Consider the following 22809-nt stretch of genomic DNA (forward strand, 5'->3'; position numbering starts at 1 on the left):
TTTTGGTTTTGTCGCCGTAAAAAGGAATGACGACCATGATGAGAACCACGGGCATTTTGGCGGATGGCGCAATCCGCGCGCTGTTTGCAGGCGGCAAGCTGAAAAGCGAGGCCGATCTCGATGTCGATCAGGTGCAGCCCGCCAGCCTCGACCTCAGGCTTGGCTCCAGGGCCTATCGTGTTCGTGCAAGTTTCATGCCCGGCCCCGGAACCAAGGTCATCGACAAGCTCAATCGTCTCAGCCTTCACGAGGTGGATCTCAGCCAGGGCGCGGTGCTGGAAACCGGCTGTGTCTATATCGTTCCGCTGATGGAAAGCCTTGCGCTGCCGGCGGACATGTCGGCCTCGGCCAATCCTAAGAGTTCGACCGGTCGCCTCGATATCTTCACCCGCGTCATGACCGACAATGCGCAGGAATTCGACAAGATACCGGCGGGATACACAGGTCCGCTCTATCTGGAAATCAGCCCGCGCACCTTCCCCGTGGTGGTTCGCCGTGGCTCGCGCCTGTCGCAGATCCGTTTCCGCATTGGCCATTCGCTCCTGAGTGAAAGCGAGCTTCTGAAACTGCACGAGACGGAAACGCTGGTCGCCAGCGAAAGCCCGAACGTGACGGGCGGTGGTATCGCACTCTCGATCGACCTCAAGGGATTTGGCGAAAACGGGCTGATCGGTTATCGCGGCAAACACCATACGGCGGTGGTGGATGTCGACAAGAAGGCCCAGCACGATGTTCTCGATTTCTGGGAACCGCTCTATGCGCGCGGCCGCGCCGAACTGATCCTCGACCCGGACGAGTTCTATATTCTCGTTTCGCGCGAAGCCGTCCACGTGCCGCCGCTCTATGCGGCCGAAATGACCCCCTTCGACCCGCTGGTGGGCGAGTTCCGCGTACATTACGCCGGGTTCTTCGATCCCGGCTTCGGCCATGCGCAGGCCGGCGGCACCGGCAGCCGCGCCGTTCTTGAGGTCCGCAGCCACGAGGTGCCCTTCATCCTGGAACACGGCCAGATCGTCGGACGGCTTGTTTACGAGCATATGCTGGAAAAACCGGAAGGCCTTTATGGCACCGGTCTCGGCTCCAACTATCAGGCGCAGGGGCTGAAGCTCTCCAAGCACTTTCGCGCCGCATAATGAGCTGCGGCGGGCGCTTGACACCCGCCGCGAACTATCCGATGTCTTGTTTGTGGGTGCGGGTGTAGCTCAATGGTAGAGCAGCAGCTTCCCAAGCTGAATACGAGGGTTCGATTCCCTTCACCCGCTCCAGTCTCCTTGATCCCCTCGCCAAAAATATTGGCCCCTGTCTGCTGCCACGTCGGTGGCAGCGGGACTATGTGATTTTGCTTGACTACGATTAAATTGCACGTAATAGTTGATCCAGTCGTAACATGATGGGGAAATGTTATGAGTCGCAAACTTCTCTCTGAATTTTTGGGAACCTTCTGGCTGGTCTTTGGTGGCTGTGGCAGCGCGGTTTTTGCTGCTGCTTTTCCTGAACTCGGCATTGGCTTCCTGGGTGTCGCGTTCGCCTTCGGTCTGACGGTTCTGACCATGGCCTACGCGGTTGGCGGTATTTCCGGCGGGCATTTCAATCCAGCTGTTTCGGTCGGCCTGTCCGTTGCCGGTAAATTTCCGGCAGCAAACCTAGTGCCCTATATCGTTGCGCAGGTCTTGGGGGCGGTCGTTGCCGCGGCGGCTCTTTACGTGATCGTCACCGGCAAGGCGGGGGCTGACATTGGTGGTTTTGCTGCCAATGGCTATGGGGAGCATTCGCCGGGGGGACATTCGCTCCTGTCGGCGTTGCTGATCGAGGTTATTCTGACGGCGTTTTTCCTGATCATCATTCTGGGGTCGACGCATGGCAGGGTGCCGGTCGGTTTCGCGCCGATCGCCATCGGTCTTGCGCTTACTCTCATTCATCTGATCTCCATTCCGGTCACCAACACGTCGGTCAACCCGGCCCGCTCCACGGGGCAGGCCCTGTTTGTCGGTGGATGGGCTCTGCAGCAGCTGTGGCTGTTCTGGCTTGCCCCGATCGTCGGTGGGGCGATTGGCGCTGTAATCTGGAAAATTTTCGGTGAGGAAGAGAAGGTCGGCCATGCCGGCTCCATCCAGCCCGCACAGACGTGATTAGGAGGCTTTGTTTTTCCGAATGGTCGGGAAAACAAGTGAGGAGGATGACATGGATCTTGCTTCGATATTGGCCCAGATCATCGGCGGTGCGGCTGGTGGGACAGCCGGTGGAAAGATACTGAAGGACTCTGACCTTGGCGCGCTCGGCAACCTGATTGCCGGCGCCATTGGCGGTATTGGCGGTGGAACCGTGCTCGGATCGCTGCTTGGGGCGGCGGGAGACGCGGCGGCTGGCGGTGTGGATATCGGCGTCCTTGCTGGCCAGCTCGTTGGCGGCGGTGTCGGCGGTTTGATCGTCCAGGTCATCGTCGGCCTGATCAAGAACAAGCTTGTTGCACGATAATCGACCACGCTTGAAATGAAACGGGACGTCTGCCGGACGAAGCGCTCCGGCAGACGTCGATTATATGCGCATTGGTGGGCGAGTTGCGTAAGGCCGGCTTCGGTTTTGCAAATCGCGACGATACCGGCAGAAAATGGAAGCCGCCTTCTGCGACCAGGTAAAGGATCGAAGCGGCAACCGTTTCAGGTAGTGTTGCTAACGCTTGGTACGTGAGGCGTCTTGTTCCAGACGAAAGGCTTGGTTTTTAACTCAAGCACGGCACGCCAGGCCGCCAGAGACAATATCAGCCAATAAAGCGGAATTGCCAGCCAGCGTTTTCCCACCTGCCTCCTCTCGTAATCGATCATCCTGTTCCTGCCCATCAGCACGAATATGGCGTAACTGCCGGCGATGTTCAGCGTATCGGTAAGAAACAGAACGCCCTGCCACGAAAACAGCATGTCTGCACCGCTGTCCCCGATAGCCGTGGCCATCCACGCCACGGAAATGAAGAGCAGGGGATGAGCCATCGACGACACCAGCATGCCGCCGATCAACAGTTGGAAGACGATATAGGAGAGCCATCCCATGCGGCGCGCCGTCGCAACAGGCGCGCGGGTCATCACCAGCCAGCTCTGCAGCCAACCCTTGTACCAGCGCGCCCGCTGGTTGAGCCACACGGGAAGCGCGGTGGGCGCGTCCTCCAGCGTCTGACGGTATATGACGCCGCATCGATAGCCGAGTTGGTGCAGCCTGAGGCCAATATCGGCATCCTCAGTCACATTGTAAGGATCCCAGGCGCCGACGCGACGCAATACGGCGGTGCGGAAATGATTGGACGTGCCGCCAAGCGGCAGCGGTAGCCGGTGCGCCGCAAGCACGGGCAACATTGAACGGAACAGACCGGCATATTCCAGGGCGAAACAGGCACTGATCCAGGAAGAGCGCGCATTGCTGATGATAAGCGGCGCCTGCAGGCAGGCCACGTTCTCCGGCTGATGGCGGAAGGTCGCATAGGCTTCACGCAATTGCAGCGGATGTGGCCGATCTTCCGCGTCATAGATGGCAACGAACGCCCCACGCGCGCCGGAGAGCGCATAGGTAAGCGCCTTGGGCTTGGTCCTCGGCAGGGAAGGCGGCACTCTCACGATCTCAATATGCTGTCCGGGATTTAATCTAAGGATGGCGTCGATTGTGGCCCCGTCATCTGCCTCGCAGACGAGCTTGATATCCAGTCGGGATTTCGGCCAGTCGAGCCGCTCCAGCGCGCCGATGAGCTGGCTGACGATGGCGTCCTCACGATAGAGCGCCACCAGAATGGTATAGACCGGCAGATTTCCGTCGGGTTCGAGCGCAGCTGCGGTCGTCGTGTCTTTCTCTCCTGAAGTCTGCATCAGCACAAACAGCCTGAACAGCAGTGTGAAGAAATAAAGCATCGTCAGGGCGACGTGGATGACGGCCATGGCCGTCTGTGTGTGAAACAGCAGCGAGAGCGTAAGCAGGGTGACGACGATACCGCTATAAAAGCCCTGATGACCTTGAAGCGTGATCCTTGCAGAGTACTGCGGCGCGGTGTTGAAGAGTTGCTGGCGAGCCTCACGACAGCGGCGTGTTTCACCCGCCTTCCAGATCGCATCGCGCATGGCATGCGGCGTCGTCACCACGAGCTCGTCCAGAAGATGCGGATGTCGATCCAGCAGGCTTTTCAGTAATTTCATCCGCGCCAGCTCGGGCACGATCAGAAGTGCTGGTTTACCGTTCGCAGGCGTCAGCCGTAGCAAGCGCGGCTCGGCTAGCTGTGTATCGAGACGATGGACATCTGCGACCCGGTCCGGATCGATCTCCGCGACAAAGGGTAACCGCAAAAACCTCGCGAAAGCGCCAAAATAGGCATCCGTCGCGACAAGGCCGCCGGCCAGCAGTTCCGCTTCCAGCGTCGAGCCGTTTTCCAGCGCCAGCCGTTCGCACGCGCTGATATACGGCTTGCCAAATCCCAGCGCCCGAAGGAAGCGCATGTGTCCGGCTTCACCCCGATCAGGAACCGTCTGGGGTGGATTGTCGCCTATGCGGGAAAATGCAATTTTTCGCCCGGCAGGCGTCGTGCGAAACGATTCTCGTGTATAGTGTCGCAAATAATCCATGCACTGCCGCCACCGTCATGGTAACGCCCCACTTCCTGCTGCGGATAGTATAGATGAGAATGACGATTGTAACGCGAAATATAATTCTTGTTTTTACTTTAGTGTTCGCTTTGCAAGTTGTCGGTATTTTCGAAAAGCTTCATGCGGAGGGCCTGTCGGACGGGAACCGCATGCCAGTGCTTTTCGACGCTCAGGAGCGGTTTCCCGGTGGCGACCTTTCCTCCGTCCCCCGCATCAGGTTTTTGATGTCGGTGGATTTTCCGCCCTTCAATTTTACCGATCAGGAAGGCCGGCTTGCGGGTTTCCATGTCGATCTCGTTCGCGAGGTGTGCGCGCAGCTCAAGGTGGAGAGCAAATGTCAGGTACAGGCCTTACCCTTTGACGAGCTGGAGGCGGCTCTGGAGATGGGAGAGGGCGAAGCGGTGATTTCCGGTCTCGCCGTCACGGCCGAGCTGCGCAAGAGCTTCACCTTTTCGCGCCCCTATCTTCTGTTGCCGGCCCGGCTGGCTGTCAACAAGGCGACGAAATTTGCCGGCTCCGGCGCCGACGCACTGTCCGGCAAGAAAGTGGGCGTGGTGACCGGTTCCCGGCACGAACAGATGCTCAAGGCATTTTTTCCCAAGGCGGCGGTTGAGGGTTTTGACGGCTACGAACCCATGTACGGTGCTCTGAAGGCCGGTAAGGTCGACGCCATCTTTGCCGATGCCCTGCGCTTGCCGTTCTGGGTTTCAGGAAGCGCATCCGAAGACTGCTGCGCTCTTTTTGGGGGGCCTTATATGTCGGACAGGTTCCTCGGCGAGGGCCTTTCCATCATGACGGTCGATCCGGATAATGTGCTGGTGCCGGCCTTCGATCAGGCGCTTGCCGCTCTTTCCCGCAACGGCCGGCTCGAAGAGATCTATCGTCGTTATTTTCCCTACGGGCTCTATTAGGAGAGACCCGGACCGACTCGATTCAACTGAATGAGGCGGGCTCTATTTGACCGCAGCGAAAGCCTCTTCGCTCCGCCGCAGCCGTAGAAGCGCCACCCACACAGCTGCCGCTATGGCGGTTTCGACGATGAAATAGCTGCCGATCGTTCCCGAAATGCTGAAAGACCAGGTGAAGAAGGCAACGACGACGGAGCCTATGAGATTGCCGCTGTTCCATATCTTGGCGCGGATATCCTGGCGCCCGGAGGCCCCCAACGCTTCCAGCGCGGTAGCGGCCACCGCCATCGGCAGTACGACCCAGCAAAGCACACGGGTGATGGTGGGAAGCGAAACATATTCGTCGCCAAATAAAAGCGGCAGGAAGGGCGCGATGATGAAGATTGCCAGCGCACTGCCGGTCGCGATAAACAGCGCCGCTTTCAGCACATTATAGGCGCGTTCGATGGTTTTGCTGATACCCTGCAGCGCTGCAGAGGCCGATCCGGGATAGATGAGCCGGTTCAGAGCCTCGACGGAAAGATAGGAGCTGTCGAGAATCCGCCGGGCGATGGAATAGCTGCCCAGTACCTCCGCACTGGCGATGGCTCCAAGGACGAGAATATCGGCATTGCCGCGTACCGCCTTGAACAGGAACTGGGTGGAAAACAGGATGCCGATGCGAATTTCCTCCCGAACGATCCGAAAGACCGGTCGGCCGAGCCTGCCTATTGCCTTGACGGAAATCACGGCTGCAATCGTGTGGGCGGCGAGGTTCCAGAGTGCCCAGGCCTCGACCGTTTCCACCTTGAAGACGAGGCAGGCAACCACGGCGGCAATGGTGCGGGCGACGGCAAACATCACCTCCAGCTTGTTGGCCGAGGCAAAGTCGGAATGGGCGATGAAGCTTTGCGTGGAAAGCGAAATAACCTTCAGGAGAACGAGGTTGGTGAACAGGATCAGGAAAGTGGTGATCAGCGTGTGCAGCAACGTTTCCGACGTCGGGAAAAACACCGGGATCGTCACCATGCCGATGAGCGTCAGGACCACACCCGTCGCCGCGCTGAGGAGATAACTGTGGCCAAGCATGACGGGGAACATGCCGCGATCCTGCGCCACGCGACGAATGAGCGATTCCTGTGAGCCGATACCGCAAATCTGAACGCCCAGATTGGTCACGGCCGTGATCGAAGCGTAAAGCGCGAATTGTTCGACACCCAGATGGCGGGCTAGCAGCGCGAAGGTCAAGAGCTGGGCGGCGCTGGACATCAGCAGCGCGCCTCCGGATGCCATATAGGCCAATCCAAGTCTGACAAGATGGCCGAGCCGCGGCGTGTTCAACGACACCTCATTCTCCGTTTTTTCCGGCATTGCCGGGCGAATTCAAAAGGACTGTCCCTTTTAAAGTCTTACGAACTGAAAGGGCGGCAACCGGGCGGTATTCGACACCGACGACCTGAATGAATGACAGTTTCTCCTGTCTTAGCCCTGTTGAGGTAAGAGAGGGTTAAAGCAATTACACAATAATGATGATAATGACTGTTTATGGTTATTAGGACATCGCCCGGTTCAGAAGGGTTTCGTTGTTCGTTGCAGGGCAGGTCCATGATCCGATTTTCCGTTCCCGAAGCAGGCTACCATGCCGCGTTTTGCTGATACGCGGTCCATTTCTGCGGAAAACAGCAGTGCCATGTCCCTGTCGGGCGGCCGTCGCGACGCGATTTTTTTTGTCGCCACGATGCTTTACATCTGGATTTCGGTCGCGCCCTTTGAAAATCTTGCGGCGCCGCCCGTGCCGCGCGCCGCCGCCAATCAGCTGACCGGTCTGGTGATCGCGCTGATCCTCGGTGTCTTCGCACTGCGCCATCGTCTGACGGGGCTTTTGCTGAGGCCCCGCTTGCCAATCCTGCTGCTCTTTTCCTGGCTCGCGCTTTGTTCGGTCCTTGGTGCGGAGCCCGGCACGTCGTTGCAGCGCCTGATTTTCACGGCGCTCCTGTGTTTTATCACCAGCGTGCTGGTCGTCATGCCGCGCGACAGGCGGCAATTCGACCGGATGATGGCCGTTTTCGCCATTCTCCTGCTGGCGCTTTGTTATCTCGGGGTTATCTTCCTGAGCTCGCGCGCAATCCATCAGCCTTACGATCTCGATGAGAAGGCGCTTGCAGGCGATTGGCGCGGAATATTCAATCATAAGAACGCCGCCGCGCCGGCAATGATCATTCTTTTCATGGTGGGCCTTTATCTGCGCAATGCCTGGTCCACGCTGGGCGGAATAGCGATCACGCTGCTGGCCGGCTTTTTTCTCTGGAAGACCAACGGGAAAACTGCAGCGATGCTTTTGCCCGTCACCATCGCCCTGGTCTGGGTCATGGAGCGGCATGCCGGGCGGACATTGCTGATGATCGGTGGCCTTCTGGCGTTTCTCAATATCGTTGCAATCGGCTCCACCTATTTCCCGAGCATACAGAGCCTCGTCGAAAGCCTGGGCATCGATTCCACGTTCACCGGACGGACGGATATATGGCGCCTGTCTTTCGACACCTTTGCGCAATCGCCGATCTTCGGACAGGGATTCCAGGCCTTCTGGACAAGCGACCGGCTTCTGTCACAGGCCGATATCTCCGAGACTTGGGCGGTCACGGCCTTTCACGCGCATAATGGCTATGTCGAGAGCCTTTTGAATGGCGGACTGCCCGCCTTCGTCCTCACTCTCATATGGCTCGTGATCATCCCCGCAAATGATTTCCGAACAGCGGTGGACAGAGGCACGGATCCCGGCCTGACGCGGCTTTTTGGGCGAATTTGGGTATATGCGCTGCTTTCTTCCTGTCTTGAGAGTAATTTCTTTACCGGAACCGGGCCTATCTGGTCTTCTCTTCTTATTGCGATCTATTGTTTGAGACATCAGGCTTACGACATACTGGAACAGGGACAGTAATTTGCACGGCGGGCCGGGGGGCTAGTATGACGCAGAAAATCGGAACGATCGCAGACCGGGTTAATAACCGGCTGGTGCGGTATTTCCCTGGACCGACGGCGCGGATCGAGACATCCGAACCGATTGTCTCCTTCACATTCGACGATGTTCCGGCGAGCGCCTGGACCAGCGGTGCCCGCATTCTGGAAAACGAGAATGTTCGCGGGACCTTTTATATTTCCGGGGTCTTCATCGACAGGCATGACGAACCGCAGGACATGATTTCCGCTAGGGGCTGTTCGGAACTGGCTACGGCCGGTCATGAGCTCGCCTGCCATACCTATTCCCATCGCAAACTCTCAAGCTTTTCACGGCGAGGGCTGGAAGAGGATCTCGATCGTAATGAAAAGGTGCTGGCCTCGTTCGACGAGAACGGCCACAGGCGGAATTTCTCCACCCCCTTCGGCATGGCTTCGCCACTCATGCAGCCCATGCTGCGACGCAGGTTCAGGACTGCCCGCGGGATCATGCCCGGCATCAACCGCGGCAGCATCGATCCGCATAATCTTGCTGCCGTCGAATTGCGGCCCGATCCGAACTATCTCGATGCCGCTGATCGCTGGCTTGACGACGTCCTGCAAAACGGCGGCTGGCTCGTCATTTTTACCCATGATGTGTCGTCTGCGCCAAGCTTTTACGGTTGCCCGGAAGACAGGTTTCAGGGTTTCGTGCGTAAGGCGGCATCCGGTGGCGCAAAAGTCATGACGGTTGACGCGGCGGTGACGGCACTCGGCCTCTAAGGCACGGCACAGTGCTGCGCGCTTTTAGCCGTCGCGGTGAAAGCGATTATGACGTGTAGGCTATCGGCCTACTGGCTGGCCCATATGATGCGGGCGATCCATTCCACATCGGCCATCTCGAAGCTCCGATTGGGATGCTCAGGATTGAGCGAAAGAAGTTCGATGCTCTTGGGGCTTTGCCGCGCCAGCACCTTGGCCATCACTTCACCGTCACGGCTCTTCAACACCACGCGGTCGCCGCGCCGTACCTGCGCGCCAGGCTCCACGATGAGGATGTCGCCGTCGCGGTAAAGCGGCATCATGCTCTCTCCCTGCACTTCCAGCGCGTAGACTCCCTGTTTGCGTTCGGGAGACGAGGGAAACTCAACCACGTCCCAGCCCTGACCTGCCGGAAAGCCGCCGTCGTCAAAAAAACCGCCGGAACCGGCCTGAGCGAAACCGAGCAGGGGGATGGCACTTTCCGCACCGGCAGGTCGCGTCTGCGCCTTTCCGAAAGCATAACCGAAAAACTGATCCACGCTCGCTCCCGTCGCTTCGAGCACCTTGGAAACGGACTCCGTCGAGGGCCAGCGTTTGCGGCCGTCCGGCCCGAAACGCTTCGACTTATTGAATGAAGTAGGGTCGAGACCGGCACGCTTCGCCAATGCCGAAGGCGTCAGCTGATGGCGTTCGGCAAGCGTATCGATGGCGCTCCAGATCGTCTCATGTGAAAGCATGGTAGAAAGCCCGCAAACGGAGCCGATAGCGGAAAAGCTCCTGTCGTTAACACCTCGAAATCTAGACCATATCCGGTCCGGAGTAAAGTAAGGAAAGGAATAAAATCCTTGCTTACGCCACAAGAGCCGATGTGTTGATCTTGGCGAGCTGGATGACCGCCTGCGTGCGGCTGTCCACCTTGAGCTTCAACAGGATCGCGGAGACATGTGCCTTGATCGTCGCCTCCGAGACATTGAGCTCATAGGCGATCTGCTTGTTCAGCAGGCCTTCTGCCAGCATGCCGAGAACACGGCTCTGCTGCGGCGTCAGCGTTCGCAGCCTGCCGATGAGATCGGCGACATCCGGATCGTGCTCCTTTTCGCCGTGATGGCCGGCCGGTACCCACAGGTCGCCTTCCAGAACCGCGCGGATGCCATCACGGATGTCATCGATGCCGGAGGATTTTGAAATGAAACCGGAAGCGCCGAGTTCGATTGAGCGGCGGACGGTCGTCGCGTCATCCGTCGCCGATACGATGACGATCGGCAGGCTGGAAAACTCTGCGCGCAGCGCCATGAGGCCCGAAAACCCGCTGACCCCTGGCATGGCAAGGTCAAGCAGCATCAGATCCGCATCGTTACGGGCTGCGGCTGCGCGTCTGGCAGCCTCGAAATCACCGGCTTCAATGATGGTCTGGTGTCCGTCGAGGCCGGATACGGCCTGTTTCAGGGCACCGCGAAAAAGTGGATGATCATCTGCAATGATAATGACAAGTTCCGACATTCTGGCCCCCTCCCAAGGGCATTATGCGGTTCTTTTCCAGTTATTGACTCACTCCCTTTGCCGGTGGTCGAAACACGCCCGGCTCCTCCGCCAAAGGTTGCGCCAATCGGTTCCTCTTTACAAGGAAAAGCTTGTGGACAGGCGGTCTTTCAGGCTTTCAGCAATAAAAATACCGTGGAAACTGTGGACAATCCCCTAGCTTTACGGCAAACCGCGATGGTTGGAAAGCCATGGAGAGCGCATGCAGGAAACGCCCGCGATCATCTATAAAATCGTGCCGGAGACGTTGTGGAACGAGGCCAGGGCAAAGGGTGTCTTCGACGGCGCCGCCATCGACCTGACCGATGGCTTCATCCATTTTTCCACGGCCAGGCAGGTGGCGGAAACAGCCGCGCGGCATTTTTCCGGCCAGGCCGATCTGCTGCTGATTGCAGTCGACGGCGCGGCCCTCGGCGACAAGCTGGTCTATGAACCCTCAAGAGGCGGCGATCTTTTCCCTCACCTTTATGGGCCTCTTCCCTTGACCGCCGTGCTCTGGGAGACGCCGCTTGCACTCGATCACGACGGCCAGCACCAGTTTCCGGAGATTTTGTGATGAGCGGATTATTTTCCTCGATCGGCCGCAAGGGCCTGTTCCTGGTCGATCCGGAAAAGGCCCATGGGCTGTCCATTGCGGCCCTGAAAAGCGGCTTCCTGCCCACCTGCATGGTGCCGCACGATCCGCGACTGCAGCAGACCGTGGCGGGCCTCGTCTTCCCCAATCCGCTCGGCATGGCGGCGGGTTACGACAAGAATGCGGAAGTACCGGGACCGCTTCTGAAGCTCGGTTTCGGCTTCACTGAAATCGGCACCGTCACGCCGCGGGCGCAGGCTGGCAACCCGAAGCCGCGTATCTTTCGCCTTGTGGAAGATGAGGGCGTCATTAATCGCCTCGGTTTCAACAATGAAGGCCATGCCGCTGCGCTGGAGCGTCTGAAGCAGGCGCATCTGCGTGGCATTGTCGGCGTCAATATCGGCGCCAACAAGGACAGTGAAGACCGTATCGCCGATTATGTGCAGGGCATCGAGGCGTTTTATTCGGTCGCATCCTATTTCACCGTCAATATTTCGTCCCCCAACACACCCGGTCTCCGCGACCTGCAGGCGCGCGAAAGCCTTGCCGCCCTTCTCTCGGCTGTGCTGGAACGCCGCAGGGCGGAAGCTGAACGTTTCGGCAGACGCATCCCCGTCTTCCTCAAGATCGCGCCCGATCTGACCGAAGAGGGACTGGACGACGTTGCTGAAGAAGCGCTTGCCCATGATCTGGACGGCCTGATCGTTTCCAATACCACCCTCTCACGCGACGGCCTGCGAGCCAGCCCGCACAAGGGTGAGGCGGGTGGCCTTTCCGGCAAGCCTCTCTTCGAGCTCTCCACCACGGTTCTGGCCAAGGTGCGCCGTCGCGTCGGCGTCAATTTGCCGATCATCGGTGTCGGCGGCGTTTCGTCCCCGGAAACGGCTTTGGAAAAGGTAAGGGCAGGTGCGGATCTGGTACAGCTGTACTCCTGCATGGTCTATGAAGGCCCCGGTCTGCCATCTGCCATCGTTAAGGGCCTGTCGAAGCTGGTTGCCCGTGAGGGCGTGGAATCGATCCGTGATCTGCGCGACAGCGCGGTTGACCGCTGGGCGGATCGTAAGCTGGGCTGACAGCGAGCCTGAAAGGTCGAGGCAGCGCTTCCTCAGGGGCTCTCCCTCCTCATCCCTGTGCTTGTCACAGGGATCCAGCCAGCCCAAGAACTTGGGCTGAAAACACTCTCGCCGCCGCGCAGGCGCGCGTCGGCTGGATTCCTGTAACAAGCACAGGAACGAGGGACGAGGGTGGTTTCCCGCCCTTTACCTCAGGCGCAGAGCACCATCGCCCAATAGGGCCGGTTGCGGCTGGTGGCATCGTAGGCGACCGCCACGCCGAGGCCGTTATAAGGCCCAAGCATGTTTTCGAGGTGGTGTTTGGAGCCGATCCAGGCCTTCACCACCCGCTCCACGCTATCCTGACCGGCGGCCACATTCTCCGCCGCAGGAAGCGGCACATTCCCCTCCTTCATTCGGATCAGGAAACTGTCGGTCAGTCCAATCAGATGCGCCATCTTCTGCGCCTTGACCATGCGTCCGGCCTGATAGGCGGCGGCGCTGCTGGCTGCACCATTGATGGAAAGCGGCGAAAGTCCTTTCGAGCGTCGCAGGTCGTTGACCATTGGAAGCGCCGCTGCGGTCTCATCACGGGTGCCTGAAGGTACGCCCTTGTTGGTTGGAACGGAAACGCAGGCGGAAAGAACCGAACCGGCGGAAAGCAGCACGAAACCGCGCCGTGTAAGCGTCTGGAGAGAAGTGTCGGTCATGTCAGCGGCGATAGCTCAGAAGGCGCAGGATGATGAAGACGGGAATGACGATCGTGGCGCCCAGGATCAGATAGTCGCCGATCGCCCCCAGCGCATGGAAACCGCTGCGCCACAGGTCGACGACGAAGTCGCGCGCGCCGTAAATGATGTTCCACGGCGTCAAGCCGAAGATCGCCATCAGAAAGCCGACGAGCAGTGAAACCACGAGCAGCTTCACCACTGTTCGGGCCACTGTGTCGCCCAGCAATTTGTTGACCTCACCGGCCATCAGCAAGTCTCCTGTTTTGTCCTGACATATGAAACGGACCACATCGATGCAAGTTTTTGCGCACTATATCGCGCATATCAGCCAATTCCACGAGTGCGCCATGAAATAGGACTTGAGTTTTTTTATGGCTTGATAAATGACAGCGCGCATCTTCTCAGGAATCTTGAATGGCCCCAAACCAGTTTTCTTCCGGTGACGTCATTGCCGACCGCCGGGCGGACTATGCCCGCATGTTGGCGGAGGGCGGTGATTATCCCGCCGCCGCCGAACTCATGGAACAGGCGCTGGAACTAGCGCCACGGTGGACGGCGGGCTGGTTTCGCTTCGGGGAATATCACGAAAAGGCGGGGGAAACGGAAAAGGCCGTGGCGGCTTACGAAAAGGTCGCCGAGATGGATGAGGAAGGGCTGTTTGCAGCCGAACTGAAGCTTGCGGTTCTCGGCGCCGCAGAAACACCGGAACAGCCGCCGAGCCGTTATGTGGAAGGGCTGTTCGACGATTATGCCGACCGTTTCGAAACTTCGCTGGTCGAAAAGCTCGATTACAGCGTGCCGCAGAAACTGGCGGAACTGATCGAGAAGGCGGCGGATGGCGGGGTGTTCGACACTGTCGTCGACATCGGCTGCGGCACGGGACTCCTCGGCGTTGAAATCAGAGCCTTCGCAAAGCGGCTGGAAGGTTTCGATATTTCACAGAACATGCTTGCCAAGGCGGAGGAAAAAGATCTCTACGATCACCTCGGCCAGGCCGATCTTTCCCTCGAAGCTGAAACTTCGGGGCTCTTCACCACGACCCTGGCGCCGAAGCGCGCCAATCTCGTCGCCGCCGCCGATGTGATGATGTATCTCGGCAGTCTCGAAGCCGTCATGCACCTCGTTTCCGCCCTGTTGGCGCCCTCCGGCTTCTTTGCCTTTTCGGTGGAGGATGCGGCAGGGGAGGATGGTTTCGTTCTGCGGGAATCCCTTCGTTACGCCCATTCGAAAGCCTATGTCAGCGGTCTTCTGGAACGGGCGGGTTTTGATCTCATGGAAATTCGCAAGACCACCATTCGCAAGGATGCCGGAAAACCTCTTTCCGGCATTCTTTTTCTTGCCCGCGCCAAGGTCTGAACATCTCATTTCTTTCCATTTTCTCGATAGGTCAGCCTTCCTTACGTATCCATCTTGATCGGGTTCGTTTTGCAGTGCAAAATATGAAGAAACCGAGGGCAAAGCTTGAGAACGAGAAGCGTTTACGGCATGTGGAGTTCCGATCCGGCCAGACACGCGCCGGTGGAAGACGTGCAGGGCATCGTCACCGGCGCCATTGTCTCGGCGCTCGGCTTTTATCTGCTGAACAAGGTCGGCCTTTTGACGGGCGGGACCGCCGGTGTCGCCTTTCTCCTGCATTATGCCTTCGGCATCAGCTTCGGGCTGCTGTTCTTCCTCGTCAATCTGCCATTCTATTACCTATCCTTCCGTCGGCTCGGCCTTGCCTTTTCCTTCAAGACATTCATCGCCATCGGCCTTGTTTCGGTGCTGACGGAAGTGGAAGCGCGCTGGATGGTGATCGACAGCATCAATCCGCTGTGGGCGGCGCTGCTCGGTGGTCTGCTGCTGGGTTACGGATTGCTGGCGCTTTATCGCCACCGCGCCAGCCTTGGCGGCATCGGCATTCTGGCCATCTATATTCAGGATCGCTTTGGCATCCGCGCCGGCCTGATCCAGCTCGCCTTCGATGCCTTCGTCATGCTCTGTGCTTTCCTCGTCATCGATCCGGTCACGGTTGTCTATTCGATCGTCGGCGCCTTTGTCCTCAACATGTTTCTGGCCATCAATCACCGTTCGGACAGATATATCGTCGTGCGCTGAGCGACGGTGGTTGAAATCTCCCGCACTTCAGCGCAATAGCTCGGCAGGGCTTGGTATTCAGGGGACAAGGCATGGACGATACGAGCGCGCGAAGGCGTCTTAATCTTTGGGCCTCCGCGCCGGATCGTCATTCGCTGCTGGAAGACGCGCAGGGCGTTCTTGCGGGCAGCATGCTGGTATCGCTCGGCGTCACGCTGTTTTCCGCAGCGGGTCTTTTGACGGGTGGCACGGTTGGTCTGGCGTTCCTCGTGCATTACGGCACCGACCTCAGCTTCGGTACGGTCTTCTTCCTCGTCAATCTGCCGTTTTATTATCTCGCCTTCCGCCGCCTCGGCCTCGCCTTCACGGTCAAGACCTTCTGCGCCATCGCTCTGACAGCGCTGCTGTCGGAATATATGCCCGGCTTTTTCGCCTTTCAGAGCATCAATCCGGTTGCCGCAGCACTTTTCGGCGGATTGACGGTTGCGGCGGGCATGCTGGCGCTGTTTCGTCATCGCACCAGCCTCGGCGGTTTCGGCATTCTGGCGCTTTATCTGCAGGATCGTTTCGGCTGGCGCGCCGGCCTCGTGCAGCTCGCCTTTGACGGCATGGTGCTGGCCTGCTCATTCTTCGTTGCCACACCTTTTGTCATTATCTGCTCCGTTCTCGGAGCACTGGTTATGAACCTCACGCTTGCTATCAATCACAGGAACGACCGCTACATTGCCATGTAGCGGCCGCCGGTCGCGGGTTTGCGAGGTCAGGCCGCCTTCGCAGCCGCATCAACCGGATGCTGCGAGCGGAAACCGACGGCAATACGGTTCCAGGTGTTGATGGCGCCGATGGCCACCGTAATCTTCGCGATTTCCTCATCGGAGAAATGTGCTTTCAGCGCTTCGAAGGCATCGTCCGGAGCCCCGGTCTCAGCAATCTTCGTCACCGCATCCACCCAGCCGAGCAATGCGCGTTCCTGCTGTGTATAAACGGGAGATTCCCGCCACACGCTCATCAGGTTGATCCATTGTTCGGAAAGCCCGTCATGGCGGCTTTCCTTTACATGCATATCCACGCAGAAGGCGCAGCCATTGATGATCGAGGCACGCAGCTTGATGAGGTGAACGAAACGGCGTTCAAGTCCGCTGCCCTGAACGTAATTTTCAAGCGCCATGACGGCCCTGAAGGCTTCGGGGGATGCTTTGGCGTAGTTGATACGGGTTTTCATGGGTCTCTCCGTTGGTTGGGTCAGTTTGAAGTCATGCGTCATCAGTCCGGAAAGCGACGAAGCCCTCCAGCGTAGATCGGTTTTTCTTCGGAGCCTGTTTTCCAGTCTCAGCGCGCTGCTGTCTTGCGCTCGTTCAACTCCAGGAAGGCACAGCCACGCGCAGCAATTCCACCATCGTCAGTGGCGGCAAGATCGCCCAGAATATCGGCAATGGTGGTTTTGGCGAGTTCGGCCCTATAGACCTTCTCTGCCTTCAACATCGCTGCATTGATACCACAGGGCTTGGTGAAATACCGGCCCGGCAATGGGTTTGGTCCGCGTTGCCGGATTTCCGCGCAACGGAAAGCCGGCTGCGGCCCTTCAACGGCCAGAACGATGTCCAGCAGGGTGATCTTGTCAGTCGGTCGCGCCAGACGATAGCCGCCCTTCGGCCCCGGCACCGTGGCAACTATTCCCGCGCTGGACAATGATTGCAGGTGCTTCAGAAGATAGCTGGTGGAAACGCCGTGGAATTCCGCGAGCGCGGCCGCGGACAACACGCCGCCTTCGGAAAGTCCCGCCAGCATTCCCACGCTGTGAATGGCCTGTTCAACGCCGTCCCCGAGTTTCATCGGTCTTTTCCATGTCCTGTTGCTGCGCTATCATGGACATTATTTATCCATGATTATGTTTTCCTGTCAAGCGGCCCTGTTCCGCCCTTCTTTTTCTCAGGTTTTTCACTACGTTAAAGGCGTGAAACACACCGAGTCCCCCATTTCCGGCATAGATGTCGGCACCTTGCCCCTTTCATTCCAGAAATGGTTTGTCGAAAAAGGGTGGTCTCCGCGCGCCCATCAGCTGGAGCTTATGGCGCGGGCACGGGGCGGCGAGAACATGTTGCTGATCGCGCCCACCGGTGCTGGCAAGACGTTGGGCGGCTTCATGGCCTCGCTCACCGATCTGACAGAGCGGGGCAAGATACCGCCTGGCTCCGGCTTTGTCGGCGTGCACACCCTCTACATCTCACCGCTGAAGGCGCTTGCAGTCGATATCGAGCGTAATCTCACCAAGCCCGTTTCCGAAATGGGTCTGCCGATTGTCATCGAAACCCGCACCGGCGATACACCCCAGGCGAAACGCCAGCGCCAGAAGGTGCGCCCGCCGGATATCCTGCTGACCACACCGGAACAGGTCTCGCTGCTGCTCGCCAACAAGGAGGCCGAGCGCTTTTTCCGCGACCTGAAATATGTGGTGCTGGATGAGCTGCATTCGCTCGTCACCTCCAAACGCGGCCATCTGCTGTCGCTGGCGCTCGCCCGCGTGCGCCGGCATGCGCCCGATGTCCGTTTCATCGGCCTTTCGGCCACGGTGGCGGAGCCGATGGATTTGCGCCGTTATCTTGCACCGCAGGGGCAGGGGAAGCCGCCCGCCGGCTTGATAACCGTCGAAGGCGGTGCAAAGCCGGATATTTCCATCTTGCACACGGAAGAACGCATCCCATGGTCCGGCCATTCAGCGCGTTATGCCGGAAAGGACTTATACGAAGCGTTGAAGCAACATCAGACGACGCTGGTGTTTGTCAACACACGCTCGCAGGCGGAAAGGGTCTTTCAGGAGCTCTGGACGATCAATGACGACAATTTGCCGATCGCACTGCATCACGGCTCGCTGGATGCCGGGCAGCGCCGCAGGGTGGAAGCGGCCATGGCGGAAAACAGGTTACGTGCCGTTGTTGCCACCTCCACCCTCGATCTCGGCATAGACTGGGGTGACGTTGACCTTGTCGTGCATGTCGGCGCGCCGAAGGGCGCTAGCCGCCTCGCTCAGCGTATCGGCCGTGCCAACCACCGCATGGATGAGCCATCAAAGGCGATCCTCGTTCCCGCCAACCGCTTCGAGGTGATGGAATGCCGGGCAGCGCTGGATGCCAACTATATCGGCGCGCAGGATACGCCGCCGATCGCCGAAGGCGCGCTTGATGTTCTCGCCCAGCACGTACTCGGCATGGCCTGTGCCGAGCCTTTCGATGCGGATGAACTTTATCGCGAAGTCACCAGCGCCTCGCCCTATGCCGACCTGCCGCGTGCCACCTTCGATCGGGTGGTGGGTTTTACTGCCACCGGCGGCTACGCGCTGCGCACCTATGAACGTTATGCCCGCATCCGCCAGATGAAGGACGGTCGCTGGCGCGTGTCCAATCCGGCGGTAGCGCAGCAATATCGCCTCAACCTCGGCACCATCGTCGAGGCGGCGGAACTCAATGTCCGCATGGTCAAGCGCAATGCCAAGGGCACGGTCGGTCGCGGTGGCATGTCGCTCGGCAAGGTCGAGGAATATTTCCTAGAGCAGCTGGTGCAGGGCGATACTTTTCTCTTTGCCGGCAAGGTGCTGCGGTTCGAGGGCATCAGGGAGAATGAATGCCTGGTCTCACAGGCCTTTTCCATGGATCCGAAGATACCCTCCTATGCCGGTGGCAAATTTCCGCTTTCCACCTACCTGGCAGATCAAGTGCGCTCCATGCTGGCAGACCCGACACGGTGGCATGCCCTGCCGGATCAGGTTCGCGACTGGCTGGCAATCCAGAAGGAGAAGTCGGTCATTCCCAAGCGCGACGAGCTACTGGTGGAGACCTTCCCCTTCCGTAAGCGCTTCTTCATGGTCATGTATCCCTTCGAGGGACGGCTGGCGCATCAGACACTCGGTATGCTTCTGACGAGACGGCTGGAACGGGCCGGAGCAAAACCGATGGGTTTTGTCGCCACCGATTATTCGCTGGCCATCTGGGCCATGGAGGATATCGGCATGCGGCTGAAATCCCGCCGCCTGTCGCTGGCCGACCTTCTCGATGAGGACATGCTTGGCGACGATCTGGAAGCATGGCTGGACGAATCCTTCATGCTGAAACGTACCTTCCGCAACTGCGCCATCATTTCCGGCCTCATTGAGCGCCGCCATCCGGGCAAGGAAAAGACCGGACGGCAGGTCACGGTCTCCGCCGATCTTATTTATGACGTTCTTCGCAGCCATGAGCCGGATCATATCCTGCTGGAAGCGACGCGACGCGATGCCGCAGCAGGACTTTTGGATATTGGCCGTCTTGGCGATATGCTGAAGCGAATCAAGGGACACACCACGCATCGCGCGCTGGAGCACGTTTCACCCCTCGCCGTTCCGGTCATGCTGGAAATCGGCCGGGAGACGGTGGCGGGCGAAGCGATGGACGATGTGCTGGCGGAAGCCGCTGATGAGCTGATCGCCGAGGCCATGTCCTGAGATATGCCCATGTGCTGAAGTATGCATTGAAGGAACAACGATAAAAGTGCTGAGCCGGCTGACATTGAGCGACAGGTTTTCCAACGGCTTCGAATGCCTGGGCAGCGAGACCGCCATCAACGGCGTTTCCGCCTGGTGCGACCCTTTGGGTGGGCTCTACCTGCCCGACCTGTCGCTGCTCGTCGTTTCCGACCTGCATCTGGAAAAGGGTGCGGCTTTTGCAAGGCGTGGACGCATGCTGCCGCCCTATGACACCATCGCCACCCTCAAGATACTGTCTTCCCTCGTCAGCCGCTACGATCCGAAGATCGTCGTCAGCCTCGGCGACAATTTTCATGATCGCGTCGGCTCCCAGCACCTGCCGCTGCCGTTGCGCGAACTGATCCGCGAGATGGCCCGCGGTCGCGAATGGATATGGATCAACGGCAACCACGACCCCGATGGCACGGTCGATCTGCCGGGTTCTTCGGTGGATGAGATGTTTTACGGCAATCTCGTTTTCCGCCACGAGCCTAAGCCGGGCGATGCGGCCGGTGAAATCGCCGGTCACCTGCACCCCTCCGCCACTGTGCGACGCCGCGAGAAGACGGTGCGGCGGCCTTGTTTCGCCACCGATGGTTCGCGTCTGTTGATGCCGGCATTCGGGGTGTTGAGCGGCGGGCTGGATTTGCGCCACAAGGCAATGCGCGGCCTGTTCGATCATGCCGCTCTCGTCGCGCATCTGATGGGGAGAGATCGCATCTACTCGGTGCGGTTTTCCAGTCTGCTCGGCTGAGATTTTAGCGCAGCCTATTGGCGGTAGACCAATACCGGTATCTTCGAATTCTTCAGCACCTTGGCGGTGACACTGCCGAGCAGCATCTCGACGAAACTCCTGCGCCGGTGCGAGGCCATGGCGATGAGGTCGCAGCCGGTCTTGTCGGCTATTTCAATGATCGCCTCGTCCGGCCGCCCCGCCCGCGCCAGCAGGGCCTCGCAATCCAGCCCCATGGCGGTGGCATGCGCCTGCGTATCGCGAAGCAGATGCTCCGCCTCTTCGCAACGGTGGAATTCCTCTTCGGCAATGGCGGCAATGTCCTCGACATCGCTGGCAATCACATGAAAGGGTTCCGATACCGTCACCACGGTCACCTTTGCGCCTGCCTCCTTGGCGAGAGCGAACCCTTGGTCGATTGCGATCTGCGCCAGCGGCGAGCCATCGGTGGGAATGAGAATGTGCTTGAACATGACATTTCTCCTTTTCATCCCCGTTACAACCGCACTTGCCGCCATCAGCTGCGTGCGTTTGTAACGCCTTGAATTTTACAGCAAACCCCGGAAGGAAGCGAATGCTATCTTTGCCCGTGCGGGTGGCAGACGCTCTCTTTTGCGCGATTGAAAACGCTCAGTCCTTGCGGAAGATGATGCTGGCGCCCCAGCCGGTGACGACGGCGAGCAGAACGCAAAGCGCGCCGTAAGCAAGCGGCGTCTGGTGCGCGGCATCGGTGATCGCCTGTTCCATGCCGGTCTTGACGACGCGCAGTTTTAATTCGCGCTGGGCGATGAATTTGCCGCTCTTGAAGAGATAGGCGCGCGCCGTGTGCACCCCGTTCGGCACGTTGGCGGGCAGGCGCAAGGTCGCCCAAAACAGGCCCGTGCGTTCCAGCCGCACCCCGGTCGTATCATTGCGGTAGATGCCGCTCGAAAGCTTGAGCCGACGATAGGCCTCCTGAAAATCGAAGACATTGTCGGGCACGCCCGAAAAGACAGCGCTTTTGAGCGACAGATGGTCGACGCCGAGCCCCATGGCGCGCAGCGTTCCGGGGGAGGCGACATCGCTGATATTGCGGGTGCTGGCCATGGAGTAGGATTCCGGCAGCGGCGTAAAGGTGATGGCGCTGGTATTGATCCAGATGCCTGCCACACGCTCCTTCTTGCGCACGGTCATGTAGTCGCTCGGCCCTTCCAGAGTCACCACGATATCATATTGCCCGATGGCCAGTAGCAGCTGGTCGGTATTGTTGAGTGCGCCGAAGAGGGTGAAATCCGCCCCGCGAAAATCCGAGGCTATCGGAATTTCCGTCGTCGAAGCGCCGATTTCGATGTTTTCCTGCAGGGGGCGCTGCTGCGGACCCGGCGGCAGCGCAAGCGGCGGCGTCTGGGCGGAAGCAGTTTGCCCGAAGGCAAGACAGGAGAGCAGGGCAAGGGCGGCAAGCAACAAATGGCGGGTCAATAACCTAACCCCCCAACGGCGACCGAAAACAGGTCTTCCGGCCGCACCACCAGCGATACCGCAAGGCGAAGGGCGACGGCGAGGACAAGAAGCGCCAGCAGCGCACGCAGCTGTTCGCCGCGCAGTTTCTGGCCGACGCGTACACCATATTGCGCGCCGATGACGCCAGCCACCATCAGGATGAAGGCCAGCACCACATCGACGGAGTAGTTGGTCGCTGCCTGTACGACGGTCGTGTATGCGGTGACGAAAATGATCTGGAACAGTGAGGTGCCGACAACCACACTGGTGGGAATGCGTAACAGATAGATCATCGCCGGCACCATGATGAAACCGCCGCCCACACCCATGATGGAGGTGAGTATGCCGATGCCGAAACCGAGCGTGACGACTGGAATGATGCTGAGATAGATCTTCGATTTCTTGAACCGCATTTTCAGCGGCAGGCGGTGTACCCAGTTGTGGTGTCCCGGCCGGCGCAGCGTCACCGTTTCGTTGCGGGCGGCGCGGCGAAGTGCCGAAATGCTTTCCTTCAGCATCAACCCGCCTACGGTGCCGAGCAGGATGACGTAGAGCAGCGAAACGATGAGATCGAGCTGGCCGATGCTGCGCAGGAAGGAGAATATCCACACGCCGACCGTCGCCCCCAGGAGGCCGCCGACGAGCAGAACGCTGCCGAGCTTGACGTCGAGGGTTCCACGCCGGAAATGGGTGATCGAGCCTGAAACGGAGGAGGCCACCACCTGGTTGGCGCCCGTCGCCACGGCCACGACTGGGGGAATATTGTAGAAAATCAGCAGCGGGGTGATCAGAAAGCCACCGCCCACACCGAACATGCCGGACAAAAAACCGACGGCCGCGCCCATGCCGAGAATGATGAAAATATTCACCGACAGTTCTGCGATCGGCAGATAGACAGTCACGGCTCGGACCTCGGGCAAATGGTTCCGGG

The 22809-nt window shown here is 59.1% G+C and carries 24 protein-coding genes and 1 tRNA gene; 14 read left to right on the forward strand and 11 right to left on the reverse strand.

What is annotated here, in order from left to right; translation table 11 throughout:
• Positions 1 to 35 precede the first annotated feature (35 nt).
• The 4 genes from EYD00_RS00540 to EYD00_RS00555 all read left to right on the forward strand — a co-directional run bounded on the left by EYD00_RS00540 (position 36) and on the right by EYD00_RS00555 (position 2475).
• Positions 36 to 1133: a 2'-deoxycytidine 5'-triphosphate deaminase gene (locus EYD00_RS00540; protein WP_004439780.1), complete on the forward strand. Its 1098-nt coding sequence runs from the start codon at positions 36 to 38 to the stop codon at positions 1131 to 1133.
• A 58-nt stretch (positions 1134 to 1191) separates the two neighbouring features.
• Positions 1192 to 1265: transfer RNA gene (locus EYD00_RS00545), tRNA-Gly, on the forward strand.
• A 138-nt stretch (positions 1266 to 1403) separates the two neighbouring features.
• Positions 1404 to 2129, forward strand: coding sequence for an aquaporin Z (aqpZ, locus tag EYD00_RS00550; protein ID WP_004439781.1), 726 nt, complete (start codon positions 1404 to 1406; stop codon positions 2127 to 2129).
• A 52-nt stretch (positions 2130 to 2181) separates the two neighbouring features.
• Positions 2182 to 2475: a hypothetical protein gene (locus tag EYD00_RS00555; RefSeq protein WP_004439782.1), complete on the forward strand. Its 294-nt coding sequence runs from the start codon at positions 2182 to 2184 to the stop codon at positions 2473 to 2475.
• Positions 2476 to 2657: 182 nt separating this feature from the next.
• On the opposite strand, the gene EYD00_RS00560 is transcribed toward EYD00_RS00555, so the two are convergent.
• On the reverse strand, positions 2658 to 4595 hold the full coding sequence (locus tag EYD00_RS00560; protein WP_004439783.1) for a glycosyltransferase family 2 protein: 1938 nt from the start codon (positions 4593 to 4595) through the stop codon (positions 2658 to 2660).
• Between the two features lie 170 nt (positions 4596 to 4765).
• Between EYD00_RS00560 and EYD00_RS00565 the strand changes: the two genes are divergently transcribed.
• On the forward strand, positions 4766 to 5527 hold the full coding sequence (locus tag EYD00_RS00565) for a transporter substrate-binding domain-containing protein (RefSeq protein ID WP_034496325.1): 762 nt from the start codon (positions 4766 to 4768) through the stop codon (positions 5525 to 5527).
• A 42-nt stretch (positions 5528 to 5569) separates the two neighbouring features.
• Here the strand turns inward: EYD00_RS00565 and uppX are convergent, their stop codons facing one another.
• On the reverse strand, positions 5570 to 6874 hold the full coding sequence (uppX, locus tag EYD00_RS00570) for a Wzx-type polysaccharide biosynthesis protein UppX (protein ID WP_004439788.1): 1305 nt from the start codon (positions 6872 to 6874) through the stop codon (positions 5570 to 5572).
• A 268-nt stretch (positions 6875 to 7142) separates the two neighbouring features.
• Between uppX and uppY the strand changes: the two genes are divergently transcribed.
• Entirely contained in the window at positions 7143 to 8441 is a 1299-nt protein-coding gene (uppY, locus tag EYD00_RS00575; protein ID WP_004439789.1) for a Wzy-type polysaccharide biosynthesis protein UppY, read from the forward strand.
• A 26-nt stretch (positions 8442 to 8467) separates the two neighbouring features.
• Positions 8468 to 9220, forward strand: coding sequence for a polysaccharide deacetylase family protein (locus EYD00_RS00580; protein ID WP_004439791.1), 753 nt, complete (start codon positions 8468 to 8470; stop codon positions 9218 to 9220).
• 68 nt (positions 9221 to 9288) lie between these two features.
• Here EYD00_RS00580 and EYD00_RS00585 read toward each other — a convergent pair whose 3' ends face one another.
• Together EYD00_RS00585 and EYD00_RS00590 are read right to left on the reverse strand one after the other, a co-directional pair.
• Complete coding sequence (locus EYD00_RS00585) at positions 9289 to 9936, reverse strand: S24 family peptidase (RefSeq protein WP_004439793.1); 648 nt, start codon at positions 9934 to 9936, stop codon at positions 9289 to 9291.
• 112 nt (positions 9937 to 10048) lie between these two features.
• Positions 10049 to 10699, reverse strand: a complete 651-nt coding sequence (locus tag EYD00_RS00590; protein ID WP_004439795.1) for a response regulator — start codon at positions 10697 to 10699, stop codon at positions 10049 to 10051.
• 241 nt (positions 10700 to 10940) lie between these two features.
• Between EYD00_RS00590 and EYD00_RS00595 the strand changes: the two genes are divergently transcribed.
• The gene (locus tag EYD00_RS00595) at positions 10941 to 11294 is read left to right on the forward strand and encodes a DUF952 domain-containing protein (RefSeq protein WP_004439797.1); all 354 of its coding nucleotides are present in this window, start codon (positions 10941 to 10943) and stop codon (positions 11292 to 11294) included.
• On the forward strand, positions 11294 to 12385 hold the full coding sequence (locus EYD00_RS00600) for a quinone-dependent dihydroorotate dehydrogenase (protein ID WP_004439802.1): 1092 nt from the start codon (positions 11294 to 11296) through the stop codon (positions 12383 to 12385). Before EYD00_RS00595 ends, EYD00_RS00600 begins: the two co-directional genes overlap by 1 nt.
• A gap of 191 nt (positions 12386 to 12576) precedes the next feature.
• Here EYD00_RS00600 and EYD00_RS00605 read toward each other — a convergent pair whose 3' ends face one another.
• Both EYD00_RS00605 and EYD00_RS00610 read right to left on the reverse strand, forming a co-directional pair.
• Positions 12577 to 13074, reverse strand: coding sequence for a CAP domain-containing protein (locus EYD00_RS00605; protein WP_004439804.1), 498 nt, complete (start codon positions 13072 to 13074; stop codon positions 12577 to 12579).
• Position 13075: 1 nt separating this feature from the next.
• On the reverse strand, positions 13076 to 13342 hold the full coding sequence (locus EYD00_RS00610) for a DUF6460 domain-containing protein (RefSeq protein WP_004439806.1): 267 nt from the start codon (positions 13340 to 13342) through the stop codon (positions 13076 to 13078).
• A gap of 167 nt (positions 13343 to 13509) precedes the next feature.
• On the opposite strand from EYD00_RS00610, the gene EYD00_RS00615 reads away from it, so the two are divergent.
• The 3 genes from EYD00_RS00615 to EYD00_RS00625 all read left to right on the forward strand — a co-directional run bounded on the left by EYD00_RS00615 (position 13510) and on the right by EYD00_RS00625 (position 15905).
• A complete protein-coding gene (locus tag EYD00_RS00615; protein ID WP_004439808.1) occupies positions 13510 to 14451 on the forward strand; it encodes a class I SAM-dependent methyltransferase in 942 nt (313 codons plus the stop codon).
• Between the two features lie 129 nt (positions 14452 to 14580).
• Positions 14581 to 15192, forward strand: coding sequence for a YitT family protein (locus EYD00_RS00620; RefSeq protein ID WP_006698960.1), 612 nt, complete (start codon positions 14581 to 14583; stop codon positions 15190 to 15192).
• A gap of 71 nt (positions 15193 to 15263) precedes the next feature.
• Entirely contained in the window at positions 15264 to 15905 is a 642-nt protein-coding gene (locus EYD00_RS00625; protein ID WP_004439810.1) for a YitT family protein, read from the forward strand.
• 26 nt (positions 15906 to 15931) lie between these two features.
• Here the strand turns inward: EYD00_RS00625 and EYD00_RS00630 are convergent, their stop codons facing one another.
• Both EYD00_RS00630 and EYD00_RS00635 read right to left on the reverse strand, forming a co-directional pair.
• The gene (locus EYD00_RS00630; protein WP_004439812.1) at positions 15932 to 16393 is read right to left on the reverse strand and encodes a carboxymuconolactone decarboxylase family protein; all 462 of its coding nucleotides are present in this window, start codon (positions 16391 to 16393) and stop codon (positions 15932 to 15934) included.
• A 107-nt stretch (positions 16394 to 16500) separates the two neighbouring features.
• Positions 16501 to 17004, reverse strand: coding sequence for an RrF2 family transcriptional regulator (locus tag EYD00_RS00635; RefSeq protein WP_004439813.1), 504 nt, complete (start codon positions 17002 to 17004; stop codon positions 16501 to 16503).
• A 49-nt stretch (positions 17005 to 17053) separates the two neighbouring features.
• On the opposite strand from EYD00_RS00635, the gene EYD00_RS00640 reads away from it, so the two are divergent.
• A complete protein-coding gene (locus tag EYD00_RS00640; protein WP_004439816.1) occupies positions 17054 to 19645 on the forward strand; it encodes a ligase-associated DNA damage response DEXH box helicase in 2592 nt (863 codons plus the stop codon).
• Between the two features lie 46 nt (positions 19646 to 19691).
• Entirely contained in the window at positions 19692 to 20420 is a 729-nt protein-coding gene (gene pdeM / locus EYD00_RS00645) for a ligase-associated DNA damage response endonuclease PdeM (RefSeq protein WP_004439820.1), read from the forward strand.
• 14 nt (positions 20421 to 20434) lie between these two features.
• On the opposite strand, the gene EYD00_RS00650 is transcribed toward pdeM, so the two are convergent.
• The 3 genes from EYD00_RS00650 to EYD00_RS00660 all read right to left on the reverse strand — a co-directional run bounded on the left by EYD00_RS00650 (position 20435) and on the right by EYD00_RS00660 (position 22780).
• Positions 20435 to 20872 (reverse strand): universal stress protein, encoded by a 438-nt coding sequence (locus EYD00_RS00650; protein ID WP_006697645.1) that lies wholly within the window; start codon positions 20870 to 20872, stop codon positions 20435 to 20437.
• Positions 20873 to 21029: 157 nt separating this feature from the next.
• A complete protein-coding gene (locus tag EYD00_RS00655) occupies positions 21030 to 21857 on the reverse strand; it encodes a TIGR02186 family protein (protein ID WP_004439826.1) in 828 nt (275 codons plus the stop codon).
• On the reverse strand, positions 21854 to 22780 hold the full coding sequence (locus EYD00_RS00660; RefSeq protein WP_004439829.1) for a sulfite exporter TauE/SafE family protein: 927 nt from the start codon (positions 22778 to 22780) through the stop codon (positions 21854 to 21856). Before EYD00_RS00660 ends, EYD00_RS00655 begins: the two co-directional genes overlap by 4 nt.
• Positions 22781 to 22809: the final 29 nt, after the last annotated feature.

It is taken from the genome of Agrobacterium sp. 33MFTa1.1, from assembly GCF_004328495.1.
In the GTDB taxonomy this organism is placed as follows: Bacteria; Pseudomonadota; Alphaproteobacteria; order Rhizobiales; family Rhizobiaceae; genus Agrobacterium; species Agrobacterium pusense.

Coding starts and splice junctions, on each gene's coding strand:
- EYD00_RS00540 (WP_004439780.1), top strand. CDS start 36: ATGATGAGAACCACGGGCATTTTGGCGGATGGCGCAATCCGCGCGCTG.
- aqpZ (WP_004439781.1), top strand. CDS start 1,404: ATGAGTCGCAAACTTCTCTCTGAATTTTTGGGAACCTTCTGGCTGGTC.
- EYD00_RS00555 (WP_004439782.1), top strand. CDS start 2,182: ATGGATCTTGCTTCGATATTGGCCCAGATCATCGGCGGTGCGGCTGGT.
- EYD00_RS00560 (WP_004439783.1), bottom strand. CDS start 4,595: ATGGATTATTTGCGACACTATACACGAGAATCGTTTCGCACGACGCCT.
- EYD00_RS00565 (WP_034496325.1), top strand. CDS start 4,766: ATGCCAGTGCTTTTCGACGCTCAGGAGCGGTTTCCCGGTGGCGACCTT.
- uppX (WP_004439788.1), bottom strand. CDS start 6,874: ATGCCGGAAAAAACGGAGAATGAGGTGTCGTTGAACACGCCGCGGCTC.
- uppY (WP_004439789.1), top strand. CDS start 7,143: ATGCCGCGTTTTGCTGATACGCGGTCCATTTCTGCGGAAAACAGCAGT.
- EYD00_RS00580 (WP_004439791.1), top strand. CDS start 8,468: ATGACGCAGAAAATCGGAACGATCGCAGACCGGGTTAATAACCGGCTG.
- EYD00_RS00585 (WP_004439793.1), bottom strand. CDS start 9,936: ATGCTTTCACATGAGACGATCTGGAGCGCCATCGATACGCTTGCCGAA.
- EYD00_RS00590 (WP_004439795.1), bottom strand. CDS start 10,699: ATGTCGGAACTTGTCATTATCATTGCAGATGATCATCCACTTTTTCGC.
- EYD00_RS00595 (WP_004439797.1), top strand. CDS start 10,941: ATGCAGGAAACGCCCGCGATCATCTATAAAATCGTGCCGGAGACGTTG.
- EYD00_RS00600 (WP_004439802.1), top strand. CDS start 11,294: ATGAGCGGATTATTTTCCTCGATCGGCCGCAAGGGCCTGTTCCTGGTC.
- EYD00_RS00605 (WP_004439804.1), bottom strand. CDS start 13,074: ATGACCGACACTTCTCTCCAGACGCTTACACGGCGCGGTTTCGTGCTG.
- EYD00_RS00610 (WP_004439806.1), bottom strand. CDS start 13,342: ATGGCCGGTGAGGTCAACAAATTGCTGGGCGACACAGTGGCCCGAACA.
- EYD00_RS00615 (WP_004439808.1), top strand. CDS start 13,510: ATGGCCCCAAACCAGTTTTCTTCCGGTGACGTCATTGCCGACCGCCGG.
- EYD00_RS00620 (WP_006698960.1), top strand. CDS start 14,581: ATGTGGAGTTCCGATCCGGCCAGACACGCGCCGGTGGAAGACGTGCAG.
- EYD00_RS00625 (WP_004439810.1), top strand. CDS start 15,264: ATGGACGATACGAGCGCGCGAAGGCGTCTTAATCTTTGGGCCTCCGCG.
- EYD00_RS00630 (WP_004439812.1), bottom strand. CDS start 16,393: ATGAAAACCCGTATCAACTACGCCAAAGCATCCCCCGAAGCCTTCAGG.
- EYD00_RS00635 (WP_004439813.1), bottom strand. CDS start 17,004: ATGAAACTCGGGGACGGCGTTGAACAGGCCATTCACAGCGTGGGAATG.
- EYD00_RS00640 (WP_004439816.1), top strand. CDS start 17,054: ATGATTATGTTTTCCTGTCAAGCGGCCCTGTTCCGCCCTTCTTTTTCT.
- EYD00_RS00650 (WP_006697645.1), bottom strand. CDS start 20,872: ATGTTCAAGCACATTCTCATTCCCACCGATGGCTCGCCGCTGGCGCAG.